The sequence below is a fragment of the Streptomyces ochraceiscleroticus genome (assembly GCF_000720485.1).
Taxonomy (GTDB): domain Bacteria; phylum Actinomycetota; class Actinomycetes; order Streptomycetales; family Streptomycetaceae; genus Streptomyces; species Streptomyces ochraceiscleroticus.
Genome location: NZ_JOAX01000013.1, coordinates 213,552 through 232,850, shown reverse-complemented (window position 1 = coordinate 232,850; position 19,299 = coordinate 213,552). Strand labels below are relative to the sequence as shown.

Below are 19,299 nucleotides of genomic sequence, written 5' to 3'. Positions count from 1 at the left end.
CACGATCGTGCGGGCCAGTGCGGCGAATCCGGGCGAGGGGATGAGGGCGACCGATGACGATCACGAGTCACGACGTGGCGAGACTGGCGGGCGTATCGCAGGCCACGGTGTCCCGCGCACTCCGTGACGACCACCGGGTGTCGGCGGCCACCCGGGAGAAGGTGCGGCGCGCCGCGCAGGCGCTGAACTACGTTCCCAGCGAGGCCGGGCGGACCCTGTCCACCCGCTCGACGCGCCGCATCGGCGTGATCGTCACCGATCTCACGAACCCGTTCTATCCGCACGTCGTCGCCCCGCTGCACGACGAGCTCCAGGCCCTCGGCTACCGGATGATGCTGATCACGGAGCGGTCCGACGAGGCGGTGGCGGGCGAGAACCTCCTGGACCAGTCCCTGGACGGGGTGGTCCTGGCCACCGCGACCACCGAGTCACGGCTGCCGGCCCAACTGGACCGCCGCGGCGTCCCGTATGTATTTCTCAACCGCGACACCGGACAGCCGGGCGACTACGCGTCCGTCGTGGACAACGAAGGCGGTGGCCGGCTGGTGGCCGGCGTCCTCGCCGAGCTGGGACACCGCCGCATCGCGGGCATCTTCGGCTCGCCCAATACGACCACCGGCCGGGACCGCGAGCTCGGCTTCCGGCTGGCGCTGGCCGAGGCGGGGATCGGCCTGCCGGACAGCCGGGTCGTCCGCGGTGCATTCGAGTACGACACGGGGTACGAGGCACTCCCCCGGCTGCTGGCCGCCGACGAGCCGCCCACGGCGGTGTTCTGCGGCAATGACGTGGTCGCCATCGGCGTGCTGAACGCGGCCATCACGGCCGGGCTGCGGGTACCGGACGACCTGACGGTGATCGGCTTCGACGACCTTCCGATGGCGGACTGGGAGGTGTTCCGGCTGACCACGGTCCGCCATGACCTGCGGGAACTGGCCCGCCAGGCGGCGCGGCTGCTGGTGCGCCGGATCACCGGCGAGGCCGACCCCGCCGGGGAACGCCTCATCCTGCCGACGGAATTCGTCCCGCGGGCCACGCACGCACGCCTTACTTGACCGCGGGAAGCGCAGTCGCACATTCCTCGCGCTCCCGCCCACTCCCCTGTTTGCGCTGCAGCCGGAAGCCCACGGTGACCAGGACCGCGGCGAGGCCGAACGAGAGCCACAGTTCGAGGCGGTGGCCGGGAAGGACCGCCATGAGGATGAGCACTGCCGCGATGAAGACGATCGTCGCCACGGTGAGGTAGGGGAACAGCCACATCCGCACCTCGGTCGGCCCGTGCTGCCGGCGCCGGGTGGCGTACTGCGTGACCGCGATGACCAGGTACATCATCAGGGCGATTGCTCCGCTGGACGCCAGCAGATACGTGAAGATCTTCGGCAGGAGATAGTTGGCGATCACCGCGACGATGCCGACGACGGTGGACGCGGCGACCGCGTTGCGGGGCACGCCGCCGCGCGAGACGACGGCAAAGGCCGCCGGGGCGTCCCCGCGCCGGGCCAGGGAGAACGCCATCCGGGAGGCGGTGTAGACGGCCGAGTTCAGGCAGCTGCAGACCGCGATGACGACGACCACGTCCATGATCTGGCGCGCGCCCGGGATGTTCATGCGCTCCAGGACGGCCTGGTACGAGCCGGCGGCCAGACCGTCGGCGTTCCACGGCACGAGGCTGACCACGATGAGGATCGAACCGATGTAGAAGAGGCCGAGGCGCCAGACGACGGCTCTGATGGCCTTCTTGATGTTCTTCTTCGGGTCCTCCGACTCCGCGGCGGCGATGGTGACGATCTCGCTGCCCTGGAAGCTGAACATCGCGGTGAGCAGGGCGGCGAGGACGGCGATCCCGCCTTTGGGCGCGAAGCCGCCGTTGCTCCAGAGGTTCGACACCCCGCTGGTACCGGAGCCGGGCAGCAGGCCGAGTATCGCGAGGACGCCGAGGACGAGGAAGCCCACGATCGCGATGACCTTCAGGAGGGCAAACCAGTACTCGAACTCGCCGTAATTGCGGACGGCGAGCAGATTGGTGCCCGCCAGGACGGCGATGACCGCGAAGGTGGGGATCCAGCTCGGCATTCCGGTCATCCCACCGAGGACCTCGCCCGCGGCGATGGCTTCGATCGGAATGACGAGGACGTAGAACCACCAGTAGAGCCAGCCGATGGAGAATCCGGCCCAGCGTCCCAGGGCCCGGTCGGCGTAGGTGGAGAAGGAGCCGGTGTCGGGGTTGGCGACGGCCATCTCGCCGAGCATCTGCATGACCAGGACCACCAGGGCGGCGGCGGCCAGGAACGAGATGAGTACGGCCGGGCCCGCGGTGGCGACGGCGGTGGACGAACCGACGAACAGTCCGGCTCCGATCACTCCGCCGATGGAGATCATCGTGATCTGGCGGCCTTTGAGCCCCTGGGTGAGACCTCTGCCAGGACCGCCGGACGATGGGGGAACGGGTGACTCGTGTGGCATGGGTGATCCTCGGGAGTTGTGCGGGCCCCGCCTCCGCGGCTGCCGTGGAGGCGGGGCGGCGAGGTCAGAGCTGGTCGCGCAGGGCGGCAGGGACGGAGTCGAAAGCTTCCGAGCGCCGGCCGATCCTGTCAATGCGCAGGGTGGCGGTGGCGCCGTGCGCTGCCAGGCCCTCGAAGGCGGAGATCCGCTCGACGGCGGGCGCCAGCGCGGCCGTGCCCTCCTTTGCGGCGCGCTGGTAGGTCAGGGGCTTGAGGAAGCGGGAGACCGAGAGCCCCGCGTTGTATCGGGAGGTCTTGCCCGTCGGCAGTACGTGGTTGGTACCGGCGATGCCCTTGTCGGAGTACGCCACGGTGCTCCAGGGGCCGATGAACAGCGAGCCGTAGTTGGTCAGGTTCTGGAGGTAGAAGTCGTCGTCCTCGGTCTGGATCTCCAGGTGCTCGGGGCCGATGACGTCCGCCACCGCCACGGCCTCATCGGCGTTGCGTACGACGATGACGGAGCCGTAGTCGCGCCAGGCGGCACCGGCGATCTCCCGGGTCGTGAGCGTTTCGAGCTGTCGGTCGACCTCGGCGATGACCTTGTGGCCCAGCTCCTCGGAGGTGGTGATCAGGGCGGCCGGGGAGTTGGGTCCGTGCTCGGCCTGGCCGAGCAGGTCCGCGGCGACCCAGGCCGGGTCGGCGGTGTCGTCGGCGATGACGGCCACCTCGGACGGACCGGCCAGCAGGTCGATGCCCACGCGGCCGAAGAGCTGCCGCTTGGCCTCGGTGACGAAGGCGTTGCCGGCGCCGACGAGCATGTCGACGGGGGCCTCGCCCAACAGCCCGAAGGCCAGCGCGCCCAGGGCCTGCACGCCGCCGACCGCGAAGACCCGGTCGGCCTGTGAGAGGTACGCGCCGTACAGCACGGCCGGGTGGGCACCGTGCTCACCGGACGGCGGCGTGCACGCCAGGACCGTGGGCACACCTGCCGCCTTGGCGACGCCGACGGTCATGAAAGCGCTGGCCAGCAGGGGGAAGCGGCCGGCCGGGAGGTAGGCGCCGACGCGGGTGACCGGGACGTAGCGCTGGCCGCCCTTCACCCCGGGGGCGAGCTCGATCTCGAAGTCGGTGAGGTGCTCGCGCTGGGCGGAGGCGAAGCGGTGCGTCCGCTCGTAGCCCATTTCGAGGGCGGTGCGGACGTCGGGCGGCAGGGCGTCGCCGGACTTCTTCAGCTCCTCGGCGCCGATCTCCAGGTCGCCGGACCAGCCGTCGAGCTCTTCGGCGTACGCGCGGACGGCGTCGAGGCCCTTGCGCTCGACGGTGGAGAGCATCTCCGAGACGCGCTCGACGACCTTGGGGTCGCGCTGCGCGGGAGGACCGTCGACGGCCGGCTTCTTGAGCCACTGGAACGGGGCGAGGGCTTCTGCTTCGTGCTGCGTGATCTGCATGTCAGGGACCGTAGACGCGCTCGACCCACAGGACTAGGTGAGTGATTCCTGGAGCTCCCACAGGGTTGCCCTATGCCTTGTTGTCCTGTGTGGCGTTGCCCTGTGTCTCGTTGCCCTGTGGCTCAGCCGTGGACTTCGGCGTTCAGCTCGCGGATCGTGTCCTCGGCGAGACGGGCGAGCTCCCGGGTGGCCCGGGACAGCGGATGGCCCTGGCGCCGGACCAGGGCGATGGTGTCGTACAACGGCTCGGCGAAGGGCGCCGTGTGCAGCCCTGCCGGAAAGTTCGGGCTGTCGATCACCGCGCGGCTGGCGATCGTGTCGCCCACCCCCGCGGCCGTGAGCTTCAGCGCGGCCTCGACCCACTCCAGCTCCATCAGCGGTTCCACGCGCACACCGGCGAGCTGGGCGCGCTCGGCGATCTGCCGCCTGGTCGGGTCCTGCCAGCCGTAGTGGGCGTCGTACAGCACGAGCGGCGCCGCCGCGAAGGCTTCGATGGTCACGGGGGCCGCGGCGCGTTCCGGGTCCGCGGTGACGTAGAAGACCTCGTCCCGCATGAGCGGCCGCACCACCAGTCCCTCGTCGTCGATCGGCAGTACCACCAGCCCGGCCTCGATCTTTCCGGCGGCGACGGCGTGGGCCGTCTCGGCGGAGTTCTGGCCCACGAGGCGTACGCGCACGGCGGGGTACCGGGCGTGGAAGGTCTGCGCGAGGTTGGCGAGCAGGTAGTAGTCGGCATTGCGCAGCACACCCAACGTTGCCGTGCCGCCGCCCAGTGACCCGAGGGACCGCACCGCCTTCACACCGCCGTCAGCCGCCCGCAACGTCTCCTGCGCATACGGCAACAGTTCGCGCCCGGCCGCGGTGAGGGTGAGCCGGCGGCTGCCACGGACGAACAGTACGGCGTCCAGTTCCTCTTCCAGCCGCCGTACCAACTCCGACACGGAAGCCTGCGCGATCTCCATGGCGGTAGCTGCGGCAGTGAACGAACCGAGCCGCTCGGCCTCGACGAATGCCTTGAGCTGATTCAACGTCATGGCGTGACCCGCCCGGTACCTGGGCGGACGGCAGTGCGGTGGGGGTGGGTTCTGAGCATGCGCGGCACTATAGGACAACGCCGCAGAGGCCCGGGTCCCACTGACCAACGACGGTGTTTTCCGAGTGGTCTACGGGTGGCGTTCCTGGACAGGCGGGGGCCCGGTCGCGGTCGTAAAATCTTGGTATGGCTGAGCGGTCGGATGCTGCTACCGCGCCTGAGCTCGTTGTCGAAGCCGGGGGCGGCACCCAGGTGCTGAGCCCGCTCCGGACGTACCACGTGGGGCGCGATCCCGCGAGCGAGCTGGTGCTCGACGATGCCAGGGTCTCCTGGCATCACGCGGTGCTGCACACCACGGACGGCCACTGGGTGGTGGAGGACGAGGAGAGCACCAACGGCACGTACACCGAGGGGCGGCGGGTACAACAGTCGGACGTGGGGCCCGGCAGTGTGATCCGGTTCGGCAATCCGGCCGACGGCCCGTGCGCGGTGCTCACCGGCATACCGCGACCGCCGCAGGCCACCGCGCGGCCGTCCGCCGTCACCTCCGTCCCGCACCCCGCCGCCACCCGCACCTTCCGGCAGCCGAGCGCCGTACGTCCCTTGCCCTCGGCGCGGATCACCCGCATCGGCCGGGCTCCCGACAGCGACCTGGTCGTCGAGGACCTCATTGTCTCGCGCCGGCACGCGGAGTTGCGGGCGGGCCCGGAGGGGTACGAGATCGTCGATCTCGGCAGCCACAACGGTACGTATCTCAACGGCCGGCCGGTGACCCGCGCCCCGGTCGTCCCCGGCGACATCATCGGCATCGGTCACTCCGCGTTCGTGCTGGTCGGCGAGGAGCTGCAGGAGTTCATCGACACCGGTGAGGTGTCGCTGGACGTGCAGGAGCTGGCCGTACGGGTGGACAAGGGGCGGAAGACGCTGCTCGGGCAGGTGTCCTTTCCGGTGGGTGAGAAGACGTTGCTGGCCGTGGTCGGACCGAGCGGTGCGGGAAAGTCGACACTGCTCAACGCGCTGACGGGGCTGCGGCCCGCCGACGAGGGCACGGTGCTGTATGACGGCCGCGACCTGTACCGCGACTACGCCGAGCTGCGGCAGCGCATCGGGCTCGTGCCGCAGGACGACATCCTGCACTCCCAACTGACCGTGCGCCGCGCCCTCGGTTACGCCGCGCGGCTGCGTTTTCCCGAGGACACCGCGAAGGCCGAGCGGCAGGCGCGGGTGGACGAGGTCATTCATGAACTGGGGCTGGACCAGCGGGTGAACCAGCCGATCCACTCCCTCTCGGGCGGGCAGCGGAAACGGGTGAGTGTGGCCCTCGAGCTGCTGACGAAGCCGTCGCTGCTCTTCCTCGACGAGCCGACCTCCGGCCTCGACCCGGGCATGGACCGTTCGGTCATGCACATGCTCCGCGGGCTGGCGGACGACGGCCGTACGGTCATCGTCGTCACCCACAGCGTGCTCAGCCTGAACGTCTGCGACCGGCTGCTCGTCCTCGCGCCGGGCGGCACGATCGCGTACTACGGGCCGCCGGACGAGGCCCTGCCCTTCTTCGGGTTCGAGCAGTGGCCGGAGGCGTTCGAGGCATTCGAGAACGACACGGACCGGGACTGGGCCGGGCAGTTCGCCGCCTCACCGGTCCACCGGCGCTATGTGGCGGCGGAAACCCATCAGCCCCGGCGCGCCCCCGAGGCGCCGCGCGGCCCGGTCGACGCGCCCAAGTCGCAGAGCTGGGGCGCGCAGCTCCGTACGCTCGTACGGCGTTACACGGCGGCGCTGACGGCCGACCGCACGTTCCTCGTCATCATGGTCGCGCTGCCGTTCGTGATGGGAGCGATGGCACACGCGCTGGCGGGCAGCGCGCTCACCCGGGACTCGGCGCTCAACGCACTGCTGATCCTGTGTGTCGGCGCGGTGCTGACGGGCGCCGCCAACGCCGTACGCGAACTGGTCAAGGAACGCACGATCTATCAGCGGGAGAGAGCCGTCGGCCTGTCCAGATCGGCGTATCTGATGTCCAAGGTACTGGTGCTGGGGACGATCACGGTCGTCCAGGCAGTGGTGCTGACCATGGTGGCGCTGTTCGGTGTCGAGCTGAACGCACCGGGCGGAAAGGGAGTGTTGCTGCCGCCCCTCATCGAAATCACTCTCGCTGTCGCACTGTTGGCCTTCACCGCGATGATGCTCGGCCTGTTCGTGTCGGCGCTCGTGCGGAAGGAGGAGGTCACCATGCCGCTGCTGGTCCTCCTCGCCATCGTGCAGGTCGTGTTCTGCGGTGCGCTGCTCAAACTGCAGGGCGTGCCGGGGCTGGAGCAGCTCGCGTGGCTGGTGCCGTCGCGGTGGGCGCTGGGTGCCATGGCGGGCACGATCGATCTGCACCGGATCGTGCCGCAGGGCATCACCTCCGATCCGCTGTTCCGGCACCAGGCGGGGATCTGGCTGCTCGACATGGGCATGTTGATCGTGCTCTCGCTCGTCCTCGGATTCCTGGTGGCCAAGCTGCTGCGGCGGCGCGAGCCCGAGATCATGCGCAAGTAGCCCCGTCCGTATGCGAGCACTCCCGTCCTGTACGGAGCGCCGAGGAGCCGCCTGTGACCGTCCCCGACTTCCTTCCCAGCCACGTCGTCCCGCCGGACGGCCTGACGACCTGGTCGGCGCCGGATGCCGCGTGGCCGGGTGTGCGGCTCGACCCCCTGCTGCCCGTCCAGGTCGTCGAGCGCCGTGGCGACTGGGCGCTGGCGTTGTGTTCCAACGGCTGGTCGGCGTGGGTGGACGGGCGGCTGCTGCTGCCGGTACCGCACGGCCCGCCGGCCGCCGGGCAGGCCGCCGCCAGGACCGCGGATCCCCGGCCGTTGCTGGGCGCGGTCTCCGGTGACCTGAGCCGCTACCGGGAGCTGATGGAGGAGCTGGCCGCCGGGCGGCTGGACGGAGAGTCGTTCGCGGAGCGGACCCGGGGCATGCGGGTGGGAGTGGTCGTGGACGGCGAGGCGATGTGGCTGTACGACGCGCGGCACGAGCGGTGGTGTTACTGCGACGGGGGGACACTGGAGACGTATGCGGTGGAGCGGATGCCTTCGGGGAATTCCGCGGAGGGGGCGTCCGCCGCGTACAGGGAGGTTGAGCCGTGAGCGCCTCCGAGGCCGCGACCGGACTGCGCGGGCGCCGGATCGCCGGGTATCTGCTGGAGGACGAGCTCGGCCGCGGCGGCATGGCGGTCGTCTACCGGGCGCAGGATCTGCGGCTCGGCCGTACGGTGGCGGTGAAGCTGCTGGCGCCCGAGCTGGCGCGCAACGACACCTTCCGGCAGCGCTTCGCGCACGAGTCGAGGGTCGCCGCGGCGATCGACCATCCGCACATCGTGCCGGTCTTCGAGGCAGGCGAGACCGATGGCGTGCTGTACATCGCCATGCGGTACGTCGAGGGGCGGGACCTGCGGGCCCTGCTCGACCGCGACGGCCGGCTGCCGCTGGAGACCGCCTGCCGGATCGCCCTGCAGGTGGCCTCGGCCCTGGACGCCGCCCATGCGCACGATCTCGTGCACCGGGACGTCAAGCCGGGCAACATCCTGGTGGCCGACGGCACCGACAGCGACCACCCGGAGCATGTGTATCTCACCGACTTCGGGCTGACGAAGAAGTCGCTGTCGCTCACGGGCTTCACCCGCGTCGGGCAGTTCGTGGGCACCCTGGACTATGTGGCGCCCGAGCAGATTTCGGGCCGCCCGGTGGTCGGCCGCTGCGATGTGTACAGCCTGGCCTGCGTGGTCTTCGAGATGCTGACCGGGGCACCGCCGTTCCGGCGCGATGAGGACATGGCACTGCTCTGGGCACACCAGTACGATGCCGCGCCGCCGCTGACGAGCCTGCGGCCCGACCTTCCGCCGGCCGTCGACGCGGTACTCGCCGGGGCCCTGGCCAAGGCGCCCGGTGACCGCTACGACACCTGCCGCGGGTTCGTGACGGCGCTGCGGACGGCCGGGCGGACGGCGGCGCCTGCTGCGCCACCGGGCCCTCAGGGGCACGCCGCGACGCAGGTGGATGCGCGCGCGGAGGCGTACGGGCGGCTGCCGCGCTACACGGCTCCGCCACCGCCACCGGACTGGGCTGCGCCGGTGTTTCCGGGGCGCGCGGGGACCCCCTAGTTCTGCGGCCGTGCGTCCCGTACGTCGCCGGGATGGCGTACGTACCGTGCCAACAGGCTGCCGAGGAAGCCGGTGACCAGGCCCCAGACGGCGCCGGCGGCGACCAGCCGGAGGAGTTCCGGCTGCAGGGAGACGTCACCGCCGAGTCCGCCGCCGAGGTCCCCGATGCCGATGAGGGAGAGCCCGTAGTGCGCGGAGATCCGGGTGAGCAGTCCGACGACGAGCATGGTGAGCGCCAGGGCCGCGGCCATCTCCAGCCCGTGCCGCCAGGCCGGCAGCCGGGCCGGGGACCGTACCGCCGCGGTGAAGGCGGCGGCGAGCAGCACCACGGCCGCCACCGCCACGAGCAGCCAGGCGCGCCCGTCGTGCTCCGCGACCGAGCCGAGGTCCAGGGTCCGTTGCCCGCCGCGGGTGCGCAGCACCTCGTCGAGTACGTGCGGCATCGGCAACCCCATCGCTTTGTCGACATGTCCCACCCATGCGCCGCCGGTGCCGACCCCCAGCGCCATCCAGGCCAGGTTCGGCAGCCCGAGGAACAGTACGGCGATGGTCTCGGCAGGGTGTCCGCGGGTGAAGAGCAGGATCACGCCGACGACCAGCCCGATCGCCGCGTACGCGAGCAACACCACCAGCATCGCGAAGGCGGGCGGCCGTACGGAACGCTGGAAGTGCAGCAGCGGACTGGAGAGCGGGGCCTTGCGCGACACGATGAACGTGAGCGCGAGGACGGCCAGCACCCACAGCAGACCGAAGCCGAGCGTCGCGGGTACGTCGGCCCGGAACGCAACGGTGGGGATCGCGCCCAGCTCCGCTCCGATCTCCTCGGCGATGTCGTTGCCGGTGGAGATCCGGAAGCTGTGGCGCGCGAGCAGGGCGATGATCAGGAGGAACAGCAGCCAGCACGCGGCCGTACGGGCGATGCGGTCGAGCAGTTCGCCGGTGGAGGCCACCGCCCGGTGGCGCAGCGGGAGCAGGAAGACGGCGGCCGTCACCAGCGCGCCGGCCAGTGTCACCGACAGTGGTACGGCATCGATGGCGGCGTCCGCCCGCGCGAGGACGCCGGTGTCACCGGAGAGCTCGACCGAGCCGCCGGCCGCGATGACGACAACGGCCGCGACCACTCGGGGGAACGCCCCGCCGGGCAGGCCCGCCGCGCCCGCCGCCCACAGTCCGAGCGCGGCTACCACGATCATGGCCACGATGCCCGCGCCCGCCGCGGCGAGTGCTTCTCGCATCCGGCTCACGCTGTCTCCTCACTGCTCGCCCCGCACTCCGCGCCGCTCACCCTCGGCTACCGCGTTCACCACGGTATGTACGGGCGCGCCGCCCCGCTTGCGGACGGCGCCGGGAACGAGCACACAATGGCGTAAAGAGGGAATAAACGGGTGAAATTCGGATCGCCGGATGGTCCACGCGGCCGACGCCCGACATGCAGGGGAAGAAGGGCCGACCCGTGACATCGCAACCACCGCCCGAAGGCCGCCCGAGCGGCCCGCCATCGGGTCCGCCGTCGGGTCCGCTCTCCGGGCCGTCGTCAGAGCCTTCGTCAGGCTCCCCCCCCTGGCCCGTCGTCGGGGCCTTCGTCAGGGCCGTCCTCAGGTACGCCTTCCGAGCCCGGCCACGAGCCCACGCAGGTGGGCTCCGGCGCCGGCTCCGGGCAGTGGCCGGGCGGGGACGGTGGGTCCGGTGGATCGGGCGGATCGGGCGGATCGGGTGGATCGGGCGGCCCCGGTGGCGGTGGCTACGGCGGTGGCTCGGGCGAGGGCTCCGGCGGTGGCCATGGCGGTGGCTCAGGTGAGGGCTCCGGCGATGGCTACGGCGGTGGCTTCGGCCGCGGGGCGGGCGGTGCCGCCGGCGCGGGCTCCGGCCGCGGCAAGCCCTGGTGGCGGTCCTCGTCACGCGTCGCGCTCATCACCGCCGTCCTCGTCGCGGCCGTGGCCCTGACCGTCTTCCTCACCCGTCCGGACAGCGGTACCGGCTCGGGCGAGGTCTTCCTCCAGCCGGCCGCCGCCGAGGGCAAGGACCCCTTCACCAAGTCGAGCGCCAAGGACTCCACCGCGCCCGCTTCGCCGAGCGCGACGCCGACCGCGCCGTCCGGCAACACGGGCACGACCAGCGTTGCGGGCTCGGCGCCGGGCCTGTACGGCGGCAGCCGCTCCACGCCGAGCTGTGATGTCGAGAAGCAGATCGACTTCCTGCAGCGAGAGCCGGCCAAGGCCAAGGCGTTCGCCGACACCGAGGGCATCGCCCAGCGCGAAGTACCCTCCTACTTGCGGTCGTTGACCCCCGTACAGCTGCGCAAGGACACCCGGGTCACCAACCACGGCTTCAAGGACGGCAAGGCCACCGCCTACCAGTCGGTCCTGCAGGCCGGCACGGCCGTACTGGTCGACTCGCGCGGAGTGCCGCGCGTGCGCTGTGCCTGCGGCAACCCGCTGCTGCCGCCGGTGGCCGTCAAGGAAACACCGAAGCCGGTCGGCAAGCCCTGGCCGGCGTACCGGCACTCGGACATGGTGGCCGTGCAGCAAGCAACCACCGAGGTCAACGTCTTCATCCTCGTCGACCTGGACACGGGAGCCTGGTTCAAGCGCGCCGCGGGCGATGAGACGGGCCGGACGGACACCCCGACCACTCCGCCGCCGTCCGAAACCCCCTCCGACAGCCCGTCATCGACCTGCCCGCCCTCCGAGCCCCCGTCATCGACGTGCCCGTCCTCGGAACCGACATCCTCCTCCCCGACCTCGACGTCCCCCTCCACAGAGCCGCCGACCACCTCCGCACCGCCGGACACCCCCACGCCCGACTCCCCCAGCGCGCCTCCGGAAGAGCCCGGCACCACCCCGGAGCTCCCACCGCCCGGCACGTAATGCCGGAGGGTTCCGAACACCACGTCGGTGAAGTGCATACCGAAGCCGGTCGTGTCACGTCGTCGACAAAATCGAGAAGCAGGCCCCCTCGCGGGCCTCACGCAGGACCAACAACGCACCCTCCAGCACCTGCTCCAACAAGCCATCGCTCCTCCCTGAACCGGAACTTCGCGATGACGATGGGCGTTTGAGGTGCGCGTTCGGCAACCCACTCGGACGAACATTGTCCGGCCATAATTCCTGCGCTGAAAGGCCACGCATCTCTCGATGGATTACTCCGTACGAGTGTGTTCGGAGGCCCGCTGGGAGTGCTGTCCGCCGGCTGTTCTGCAGGCCGAGCAGTTGACACGTTTGGGACGGCCCTAGGGGTGCCGACGAGGTGCTTTTCGGGTTCGGCGAGGGTGGCGAGGGCTTTGCCCGGGACGGATGACATCATGACCGCAGACCCTTTGCGGTCAGAGCGTGGTGGGCTGTCACGAACTCGATCGCGACTGTCATCACAATTGCGGAGTGTGGGTACGCGGTTGGCAACGGTCTTGCTCAGGGCAAGTGGGACCTTATACTCAACGCCTTCGACAACATGGTGAAACACTGTCGCCGCAGAACTGCTTCCCACTGTGACGCCGGTAAGGGACAGCGGCCGCACGGCGGTGGGCGGCAAGGCCCGCCGCCGTTCCCCGCCCCTCACCACCACAGCCCCACACAAGTACATCGAGCGTCCGGCAGAGAAACCGATAACTGACCGGCCGAAGCAGAAAGGCACCACATGACCACTACCGTCAGCACACCGGGCAGCATCACCGCCACAACGGACCTGCTCCAGGCCGAACTTCCCCGGCTGGAGGCGCAGCAGCAGACCCTGGAAAAGGAGCTGGCCGCCGTCACCACCCGGCTGGACTCCGTCCGCACCGCACTCAACGCACTGCAGGCGCTGTCCTCCACCACCCAGTCCGTGCCGCAGTCTGCTGAGCAGGCCCCCGAGCCGGCCGCTGCCCCTGCATCGGCCTCCGGCAACACGACCGCATCCGAGCCCGCTCCCGCGGCCGTTGAGGCGGCGAGCGAAGCAACTCCCGAAGCGGCCCAGGCGCCCGAGGCGGACTCCGCCCCGGCTCCCGTTGTGCCCAAGCCCCGCAAGGCGCCCGCCAGTGCCGCCCGTAAGAGCGCGGCGAAGTCGGCCGCCGCACCGGAGCGGAAGGGCCGCACCGCCGGAAAGTCCACCGCCTCGGCCAAGAACGGCAAGGCCAAGACGGAGAAGAGCACCGCGGCGAAGAGCACGACAACGAAGAACACGGCAGCGAAGAACTCGGCAGCGAAGAACACCGCGGCCGAGGGCAAGGCCGCTCAGGGCAAGGCGGCGAAGGAGGCCGCCCCCGCCGCAACGGCCAAGGACAGCAGCGGACTCACCGACCAGGTCCTCAAGGCACTGACGGAGATCGGCAGCGCCCCGGTCCGTGCGCGCGATGTCGCCGAAGCCGTGGGACGTGCCCAGACCACGGCCGCCATCAACACCGTTCGCAGCACCCTGGACCGCCTCGTCGCCTCCTCCAGGGCCCAGCGGGCCGGCCGCGGCCTGTACCAGGCTGCCACCGCCTGATCGACCGCACGGGCCGACGAGCAGCGCGCGGAGCGGGGCGAAACCCCGGTTCCGACCCGCTCCAGCGCTGCCGGCCTCCCACCACACGGCTGCGGCACCCCTCCGCCCTGCCGCAGTCCCGTTTTGTGGCGAGTGTGGCAAGGTGCTGGTAACACGGCGAGCACGGGGCTGCCGGGAGCGAGGAGTCACGGTGGCGGCGTACGGCTATATCGGATCGATGAAAGCGAAGCCCGGTCACCGCGACGACGTGGTGTCCATCCTGCTGAGCGGCGTTGACCACCTCCGTGAGGCGGGGTGTGACCTCTACATCGTGAGTACGTCGGACGCCGATGACGTCACGATCTGGGTGACGGAGGTCTGGCAGAGCAAAGCACATCACGATGCGTCGCTTCAGCTCCCTGAGACCAAGGCCGCGATCAGCGAGGCGATGCCGATGCTGACGGGTGAGTTCAGCAGCCGGGAACTGACGGTCGCGGGCGGCCTCGGGGTGTAACCCCACCCCTGCTTACCGGTCCATCATGCGGGCCGCCGCTCAGACCGCCGCTTCGGGCCCTCACTCCAGCCCGGTGATCTGCGTGCGCGACGTGAGGCCGAGTTTGTTCAGGATGTGTTCTACGTGGGCGTCGGCTGTGCGTTTGGAGACGACGAGGCGTTCTGCGATCTGGCGGTTGGTCAGGCCCTCCGCGACCAGCGCGGCCACCTGGCGTTCGCGGTTGGTGAGGCCGGGCGGGCGGGGAGTGGTGCGGTCCGGGGCCGGTAGCGCCACGGTGCCGGGTACGGTCTGTGGCGTGGACGGGGCCGACATGGTGCCGGCCGAGGCCGCCGTGCTGCCAGGCATCGGAATGCCAGGCGTCGGAATGCCGGGCGTCGGAATGCCGGGCGGGGGCTTGGGGAGGGCATCGGTGTCCTGCACCGCGTACGTGACGGACTCGGTGAGGTCGAGCGCCGCGCCGCGGGCGTGATGGTCGGCGTAGGCGGAGTCGCCCAGTGCGGTGCGCGCCGCGGTGACGGCCGTGTCCCGTTCCGCGTTCAGGATCGGTACGTTGAACAGTCGCGCGCCACCGATCCTGGTCCAGATCGCCTCGGCGGCGCCCAGCAGCCAGGCGGACCGCTCGAAGCGCTCCGACCGGCCCGCCGACCAGGCCAGCAGCTCCAGGGCGACCGCCGCACCGAGCCGGTCGTTCACGGCCAGCTTCAGGACCAGTGCCTCGCGGCCGAGCCGGTCGCGTTCCTCGGCCCGGGAGTCCTCGTGCGCCATCCACAGCGCGAGCTGCCGGTACAGCAGGCAGTAACTGCGGGACCAGCACTCACCGGGCACCGGCTCCAGCGCCCGCAGTCCTTCCCCGGAGATCTCCCAGGCGTGCTCCACATCGCCGACGACTGCCGCGCCGAACGTCTGAATGAAGCAAGTGATGGCCAGCCCGTCGTTGTCGCTCAGCTCACGGAAGCCGCGGCGCGCCTCGTTGAGGTCGCGGTGTGCCTCGTCCAGCCGTCCGCATACCATCGACAGACAGCCGTGGAACTCCTTCGCGTACGTCGCACCGCGCCGGTCGCCGATCCGCTCGGCCATCGCCAGCGACTCCAGGATGTACGGTTCGGACTCGTCGTGCCGCCCAAAGACCATCAGGGCCCAGGCGATGCGGTGCAGCGCCTCGACGCGTTCGGGGCAGTCGTGCTCCACATTGGCCAGGCCGCGCTCCAGCCAGCGGGCACCCTCCCGCAGCCGGCCCGTCGTGATCCAGTGCGTCCACAGCCGAGTGGCCAGGTCGAGGCCGCGCAACGCCAGTTCGGGATCGTCGGTGCTGGTGCCGTACTCCATGGCGATACGGAAGTTCTGCAGCCAGCGCGCGAGGGCCCGTAGGTGCTCCGCCTGCCGGTCGCTGTGGAAAGGACGGTCGGCGCGCTCGGCGAACACCGCGAAGTAATCGAAATGCGCCCGGCGGTACGCCTCCTCCTCGCCGCTCTGGGTCAACCGCTCGGCACCGTACTCGCGCAGGGTGTCCAGCAGTCGGTAGCGCGCCTGCTCCGCTTCGATGCGCAGTACCACCGACTTGTCGACCAGCCCGATGAGCTGCTCCAGCACGTCCTCGGCCGGCAGCTCACCGCCGCCGCACACGGTCTCGGCGGCTTCGGCGTCGAATTCTCCGGCGAATACCGACAGCCGCCGCCACAGCAGCTGTTCCCGCGGGGTGCACAGGTCGTGGCTCCAGTCGATGGCGTCCTGCAGGGTGCGGTGCCGGGGCACCGCACCGCGGCGGCCGCCGGTCAGCGCCTGGAAGCGGTGCTCCAGCCGGGCGGCCAGATCGCCGAGCGAGAGCACCCGCAGCCGTACCACTGCCAGTTCGATCGCCAGCGGCATCCCGTCCAGCCGGCGGCAGACGGAGGTGACGTCCTTGCGGTTGGCGTCGGTGACGGCGAAGCCCGGTACGACGGCGGCGGCCCGCTCGGCGAAAAGCTGCACCGCCTCGCGGTCGGTGGGCAGTGGCGTGATCGGATAGACGAACTCACCTGGTACGTCAAGCGGTTGGCGGCTGGTGACCAGTACCGTGACGCCGGGCGCCATCCGCAGCATCAGATCGGCGAGCATCGCACAGGCGTCCAGCATGTGCTCGCAGGTGTCCAGGACGAGCAGCAGCCGTTTGGCGGCGAGGTAGGAGACGAGGAGGCCCACCGGATCACGGTCCCCCTGCTCGGACAGGCCGAGCGCCGCCGCAACGGTGTGTGGCAGCAGTACCGGGTCGTGCAGGGACGACAGCTCGACGAAGCAGGCACGGTCGGGGAAGTACGGCAGCGCGGTACGGGCGGTCCGCAGCGCGAGCCTCGTCTTGCCGACTCCCCCGGGGCCGATGAGCGACACCAGCCGGGCCTTGTCCAACAGCGCGCCGATCTCGCGCAGTTCCTGCTCACGCCCGACGAAACCCGTGACTTCCAGGGGCAGCCCGCCGGCCTGCTGCTCCCTGAGATATCGCAAGGCCATATGGTGCTCGCCCCTCCGCCTGCTGCCCGCCCGAGAGTGGGGGTTCCTACGCTACGCGGGGCAGCACGGCCTTCGATGCGGTTCCGATGAGTCTCCACGGACTTCGTGGCGACATTCCCGCAAAAGAGGGAGTGGTGTGGGCGAGGCTTGCCTAATTGGGTCGGGCAGAGTCTGTGGTCCGATCACGAGTCGCGGAGCAGCCAGGTCAGGCAGCGCTGCAGGAACTCCCTTTCCTCACCGAGCTGGTTCAGCCACTGCCGGCCGTGCGCCCGAGTGGACCACGGCATCCTGTACGTAGCGCCGTGCGGCTCCTGCGGCAGGATCAGCGCCCGTCGGCCCAGGCCGGCGAACGCCGCCACCAGCGCCTCGGGAGGCAGCCGGTCGTCGGCGCACACCTCCAGCGCGTCCCTCAGTCCGAAGGGGCCGGGAAAGACGGTGCAGCGCGCCCAGAGCAACTGCTCCTCACGCGTGCACAACTGATGCGTACTGAGGAGGGATTCGCGGAGTGTGCGCTGGCGCGCGGGCAGACCGGGGATGGTCAGATCCAGGAGGGTGTCCGCCCGGGAGACAAGGGAGAGGACCTCGTTGGGCGAGTGGTGGGCGAGCTGTCCCGCAGCGATGTGGACGGCGAGCGGCAGGCCGTCCAGGAACGCGCAGATGTGCTCGGCCGTCTTCGCGGTCGGTACGTCGACGAAGTCCCAACGCCGGCCGCTCGCCTCGAACAGGCGGGCGGCTTCCTCCAGCGGGAGCGGGCGCAGCCGGTAGTGGCCGGAGGTGTCCATGGGAGTACGGCTGGTGGCCAGTACGTGCAGGCCGGGGCAGGCAGCCACCAGTCCGGTCAGGATCTCGGCACAGGCATCGGCCACGTACTCACAGGTGTCCACCACCAGCAGCGCCGGGGCGCCGCCGAGCGCGTCGGCCAGCGCCTCGGAGGTGCCCCGGGCCGGCAGGCCGCCCCTGCCCAGGGCGCGGGCCAGCCGTTGCGGCAGCAGCTCGAGGCCATCCAGCCGTACCAGATCCACCCACCCCACGGCCTCCCACTGTCCGGGCAGCAAGCGGTGCGCCAGCTCCGCGACGAGCGCGGTCTTGCCCACTCCCCCGGGCCCGCTCACCGTGACCAGCCGCTCGGCCCGCAGCACCTCCGCCACCTCCGACAACGCCCCGTCCCGGCCGATCAGGCCGGCCGGTCCGTGGCCCCTCTCCCTCAGCATGTGCCTCCTCCAGCCGTGCGCGCCTCGCGTGTCACCCATCCGATCCGCGAGCGCGCCCAATGTGCAACAAAGGGCCGCGAGTAGGCATCGGTCATCAGTCGATATCGGTATACCTCAGTACACCGAGGCGCTGGGGATACGTCCGCACGCCCCCAGGCCGGGAAGCCGCCGGAAAGACGAAGGCGGCCAGCAGCAGTACGCCTGCCGCGGTCACCCACGGCGCCGACTCCAGCGCTCCGTACACAGGGCTGAGCGGGCCCGCCGTCAGGAGCGCGGCACCGCACCACTCGCGGTCTCGTGTGGGGGCGGGCTGATCGTTATGCTGCGCGGCGAACGCTCAAACGCACACAGGGGGGCGCAGCGACATGCGGGAACCGGTCGATCTCAGGCGGCAGCGGATCTTGGGTGTGGTGAGGTCGCGCGGTGCGGTCCGCGTCGGTGATCTCGCGGCCGAGCTGGACGTTTCGGTGGTCACCGTGCGCCGGGACGTCGAGGAGCTGGCCCGCGCGGGACACCTGCGGCGCGGACACGGAGTGGTGCGTTCGCTCGTGCCCGTCGAGGAAGCGGGGGCGGCCGGGGCAGCGGCGGGAGCGCCGAGGGCCCGGCCGGGCGAGGACGGTGCCGCGATAGGGCTGGTGGTGCCCGAGCGGCACTCGTACCTCTTCGAGACCCTGCACGGTGCGCGTACGGTGCTGGAGGAGGCCGGCATGCGGATCGCGCTGCACATCGCGCCCGCCGTGTCCGGTGGCGAACGCCCCATGGTGGAGCAGGCGTTGGCGAGCGGCGTACAGGGCCTGCTGATCGCGCCGCGCTGGCGCGGGCTGGGCGCGGAGGAGGCGGACTACGGCTGGCTCGGCTCGCTGGACGTGCCGACCGTACTCATGGAGCGCCGCCCGCGGCCCGGCAGCGCGCTGCACGCGCTCGACTCGGTCTGCTCCGACCACTGGTACGGCGTCCATCTCGCCGTCGAGCACCTGATCTCGCTGGGGCACCGGCGGATCGTCCTGGGCGCCCGGGACGACAGTCCTACGGCCCGGGCGGTGCGCGCGGCGTTCGCCGCGATCGCGGCGGAGCGGGCGGAGGTCGAGGACTGGGCCGTGACGCTGAGTTCGCCGACGGCCGTGCCGGAGCCGGCGGAACGGCCCCGGTCGGAGTCCGAGGAGTGCCCCCGGCCCGACGTCCTGGACCTGATGCGCTCCCGTGGCGCCACCGCCGCCCTCCTGCACGGTGACGTGGACGCGCTGATGCTGGTCCAGCGGTTCCAGGAGGCCGGGATACGGGTGCCGGAGGACTTCTCCGTGGTGGCGTACGACGATGTCGTCGCAGCGCTGGGCAGTACTCCGCTGACCGCGGTGGCGCCGCCCAAGACGGAGGTGGGGCGGGCGGCGGCCGAGCTGCTGCTGCACCGGCTGCGGCGGTCTGCCGGGGAGCGCCCCGCACCCGTACGGCGTATCGAGCTGCTGCCGGATCTGCAGGTCCGCGGGTCGACCGGGCCTGTGAGCGGCGCTGGTGAGTGACCGTCAGGAGCGGTGCCGCCCGCACGTTGCGAGCGTTTGATCGTTTCATTTTCTTCTGATCGGTCTATTG

General features: G+C 70.8%; 14 protein-coding genes. 8 read left to right on the top strand and 6 right to left on the bottom strand.

Translation table 11 applies throughout. From position 1 onward, the window contains the following. Positions 1 to 53 precede the first annotated feature (53 nt). Complete coding sequence (locus IG84_RS0118300; protein ID WP_031058162.1) at positions 54 to 1,052, top strand: LacI family DNA-binding transcriptional regulator; 999 nt, start codon at positions 54 to 56, stop codon at positions 1,050 to 1,052. On the opposite strand, the gene IG84_RS0118295 is transcribed toward IG84_RS0118300, so the two are convergent. The 3 genes from IG84_RS0118295 to IG84_RS0118285 all read right to left on the bottom strand — a co-directional run bounded on the left by IG84_RS0118295 (position 1,045) and on the right by IG84_RS0118285 (position 4,920). Next, entirely contained in the window at positions 1,045 to 2,460 is a 1,416-nt protein-coding gene (locus tag IG84_RS0118295; protein WP_051861930.1) for an amino acid permease, read from the bottom strand. The genes IG84_RS0118300 and IG84_RS0118295 overlap by 8 nt on opposite strands. A gap of 64 nt (positions 2,461 to 2,524) precedes the next feature. Beyond that, entirely contained in the window at positions 2,525 to 3,886 is a 1,362-nt protein-coding gene (gene hisD, locus IG84_RS0118290; protein WP_031058158.1) for a histidinol dehydrogenase, read from the bottom strand. A gap of 122 nt (positions 3,887 to 4,008) precedes the next feature. Next, entirely contained in the window at positions 4,009 to 4,920 is a 912-nt protein-coding gene (locus IG84_RS0118285; RefSeq protein ID WP_031058155.1) for a LysR family transcriptional regulator, read from the bottom strand. Between the two features lie 185 nt (positions 4,921 to 5,105). On the opposite strand from IG84_RS0118285, the gene IG84_RS0118280 reads away from it, so the two are divergent. From IG84_RS0118280 to IG84_RS0118270, 3 genes are read left to right on the top strand one after another with little or no spacing between them, the layout of a single operon-like run. Further along, a complete protein-coding gene (locus tag IG84_RS0118280; protein ID WP_031058151.1) occupies positions 5,106 to 7,460 on the top strand; it encodes an FHA domain-containing protein in 2,355 nt (784 codons plus the stop codon). 53 nt (positions 7,461 to 7,513) lie between these two features. Then, entirely contained in the window at positions 7,514 to 8,050 is a 537-nt protein-coding gene (locus IG84_RS0118275) for a hypothetical protein (RefSeq protein ID WP_342668445.1), read from the top strand. Then, positions 8,047 to 9,063: a serine/threonine-protein kinase gene (locus IG84_RS0118270; protein ID WP_031058148.1), complete on the top strand. Its 1,017-nt coding sequence runs from the start codon at positions 8,047 to 8,049 to the stop codon at positions 9,061 to 9,063. The genes IG84_RS0118275 and IG84_RS0118270 overlap by 4 nt, the downstream gene beginning before the upstream one ends. Here IG84_RS0118270 and IG84_RS0118265 read toward each other — a convergent pair. Continuing rightward, positions 9,060 to 10,298, bottom strand: coding sequence for a streptophobe family protein (locus IG84_RS0118265; protein ID WP_051861922.1), 1,239 nt, complete (start codon positions 10,296 to 10,298; stop codon positions 9,060 to 9,062). The two genes, IG84_RS0118270 and IG84_RS0118265, sit on opposite strands and share 4 nt — an antisense overlap. 399 nt (positions 10,299 to 10,697) lie before the next feature. Here IG84_RS0118265 and IG84_RS0118260 point away from each other — a divergent pair, with 399 nt between their 5' ends. From IG84_RS0118260 to IG84_RS0118245, 3 genes are all read left to right on the top strand, one after another. Then, positions 10,698 to 11,930, top strand: a complete 1,233-nt coding sequence (locus IG84_RS0118260; RefSeq protein ID WP_245659411.1) for a DUF6777 domain-containing protein — start codon at positions 10,698 to 10,700, stop codon at positions 11,928 to 11,930. 766 nt (positions 11,931 to 12,696) lie between these two features. Further along, the gene (locus tag IG84_RS0118250) at positions 12,697 to 13,524 is read left to right on the top strand and encodes a hypothetical protein (RefSeq protein ID WP_031058140.1); all 828 of its coding nucleotides are present in this window, start codon (positions 12,697 to 12,699) and stop codon (positions 13,522 to 13,524) included. A gap of 190 nt (positions 13,525 to 13,714) precedes the next feature. Beyond that, positions 13,715 to 14,017, top strand: a complete 303-nt coding sequence (locus tag IG84_RS0118245) for a putative quinol monooxygenase (protein WP_245659395.1) — start codon at positions 13,715 to 13,717, stop codon at positions 14,015 to 14,017. A gap of 60 nt (positions 14,018 to 14,077) precedes the next feature. On the opposite strand, the gene IG84_RS0118240 is transcribed toward IG84_RS0118245, so the two are convergent. Further along, positions 14,078 to 16,495 (bottom strand): LuxR C-terminal-related transcriptional regulator, encoded by a 2,418-nt coding sequence (locus tag IG84_RS0118240; protein WP_157848902.1) that lies wholly within the window; start codon positions 16,493 to 16,495, stop codon positions 14,078 to 14,080. A gap of 188 nt (positions 16,496 to 16,683) precedes the next feature. Then, complete coding sequence (locus IG84_RS0118235; protein WP_031058124.1) at positions 16,684 to 17,712, bottom strand: ATP-binding protein; 1,029 nt, start codon at positions 17,710 to 17,712, stop codon at positions 16,684 to 16,686. Positions 17,713 to 18,077: 365 nt separating this feature from the next. Between IG84_RS0118235 and IG84_RS0118230 the strand changes: the two genes are divergently transcribed. Next, a complete protein-coding gene (locus tag IG84_RS0118230) occupies positions 18,078 to 19,229 on the top strand; it encodes a substrate-binding domain-containing protein (RefSeq protein ID WP_031058121.1) in 1,152 nt (383 codons plus the stop codon). The last annotated feature ends 70 nt before the right edge of the window (positions 19,230 to 19,299 follow it).